The organism is Bradyrhizobium sp. P2_E8 (assembly GCF_056403875.1).
In genome coordinates, this window is sequence record NZ_JBFUES010001270.1 from 1 (window position 1) to 1,822 (window position 1,822).

At 67.1% G+C, this 1,822-nt stretch carries 3 protein-coding genes and 1 pseudogene; all 4 read left to right on the top strand.

The window, feature by feature from the left end:
- The coding region (locus AC1D00_RS39405) for a sensor histidine kinase (RefSeq protein ID WP_477014401.1) at window positions 1–527 on the top strand (527 nt) is incomplete at its 5' end.
- Between the two features lie 44 nt (window positions 528–571).
- On the top strand, window positions 572–775 hold the full coding sequence (locus AC1D00_RS39410) for a DUF1289 domain-containing protein (protein WP_027544558.1): 204 nt from the start codon (window positions 572–574) through the stop codon (window positions 773–775).
- Window positions 776–803: 28 nt separating this feature from the next.
- On the top strand, window positions 804–1,358 hold the full coding sequence (locus tag AC1D00_RS39415; protein WP_025576432.1) for a TIGR02281 family clan AA aspartic protease: 555 nt from the start codon (window positions 804–806) through the stop codon (window positions 1,356–1,358).
- A 218-nt stretch (window positions 1,359–1,576) separates the two neighbouring features.
- Window positions 1,577–1,822 (top strand): annotated as a pseudogene (locus AC1D00_RS39420) (outer membrane protein); the annotation flags it as partial.

Below are 1,822 nucleotides of genomic sequence, written 5' to 3' on the forward strand. Positions count from 1 at the left end.
CATCGAGCCGCGGCATCACCATCCACGAGGTGTTCGAGCAGGCCATGCCGCGGCTCTGGGCCGACGAGCGCGCGATCCGCCAGGTCGTGCTCAACCTGCTCTCCAACTCGATCAAGTTCACGCCGCAGGGCGGCGAGATCTGGCTCAAGGCCGGCTGGACGGCTTCGGGCGGACAATATCTCTCGGTCAGGGATACCGGCTCCGGCATCCCCGAGGACGAGATTCCGGTCGTGCTCGCTTCCTTCGGCCAGGGCTCCAACTCGATCAAATCGGCCGAACAGGGCGCGGGCCTTGGCCTGCCCATCGCCAAGAACCTGATCGACCTGCATGGCGGCACGTTCACGCTGAAATCGAAGCTGCGCATCGGCACCGAGGTGATCGTCACCTTCCCGCCGGAGCGCGTGATGAGCGCGCTGGCGCCGCTGTCGGATGATTCTCCACCGCTCCAGCCGGAGGGCTCCCTCGTGCCTGACGAGAAGCGCCGGCCGCGCCACAAGCCAATCATGAGCGCAGGCACGGGCTCTTAACGATATGCTTGCAGAAATGCCCGACGATCCCTCACTATACCCCAATGAGCAAAGAAACGCCGTGCGTCGCCGTCTGCATGATCGATCCCAAGACCAAGCTGTGCTTCGGCTGCGGCCGCACCTTGCCGGAGATCGCGCGCTGGCACGCCATGGAAAGCGCGGAACGGCTCTCGGTCATGGCGCTACTACCGGCGCGCATGGCGGAGGCCGGACTTGCGCCGATCGCGGGATCGCAGAAACGCGCCTGACCGGCCCGCGCGCATATGGAGGTGCGCGATGATCCGCTTCCTGCTCGTTCTCGTCATGCTCGCCGGCACCGCAGGTGCCGTCGTCGCCTATGGCGATCCCGATCAGATCGCGCGCGCGAGCCACAAGGTCTCGCACATCTTCCGCGCCCAGACCGCCGCGCCGGCCCCCGCCGTGCAGATCCACCGCGGCCAGGGCGGCGAATTCGCGCTGCGCGCGAAGATCAACGGCGTCGCCGCACCGATGGTGATCGACACCGGTGCGACCTCCGTGGTGCTGACCTGGGAAACCGCGAAAGCCATCGGGCTGCCGCTCGAGATGCTTGAATATGACGTCGACCTGGAGACCGCGGGCGGCCACACCAAGGCGGCCCGGCTGACGCTCGACCGCCTTGCCGTCGGCCACCTCGTCGAGAAATCGGTGCCGGCCCTCGTCGTGCAGCGCGGACAGATGAAGACCAATCTGCTCGGCATGAGCTTCCTCGACCGCCTGGAGAGCTGGGGCGTGCGCGCCGACAAGCTGATGCTCACCGGCTATCCGGAGCTCCAGAGCAGCCCCCGCCGCGCGCGGATGGCGGTCGACTAGACTGCCCACGCGAGCCGCCGCCCGCCTGCCGACAGGCTCGGTCGCGCGGGCTGCGCCCCATCCAGGCCACGACTTCAGCGGGTGCCGCGAAAGCGCCCCCGTGTGGCATTTGCGCTATTTACAAACCGCCTAGTCGGTTTATAACCATCGCATTCCCCGATCAGGGTTGGACAGGCGCTGCTCCCGAAGGGACGCGGCCAAGTGGGAGACTGTGAATTATGACTGCAAAAGCCGCCTTACGCCGCACGATGCGCGCCCTGCCCTTTGCCGCCGCGTTCGGCGCAGGCAGCGCCTGCGCTGCCGACCTGTCGCCGCGCTACGCAGCGCCCGCCTCCGCCTATACGGCACCGCAGCCGGTGTATTCGTGGACGGGTCTCTATGCGGGATTCAACGCAGGCTATGCCGAGAGCGGCGACGACGCCTTCAACAATCTCGTCGGCGCGAGTGGCGGCAAGGTCAAGGGC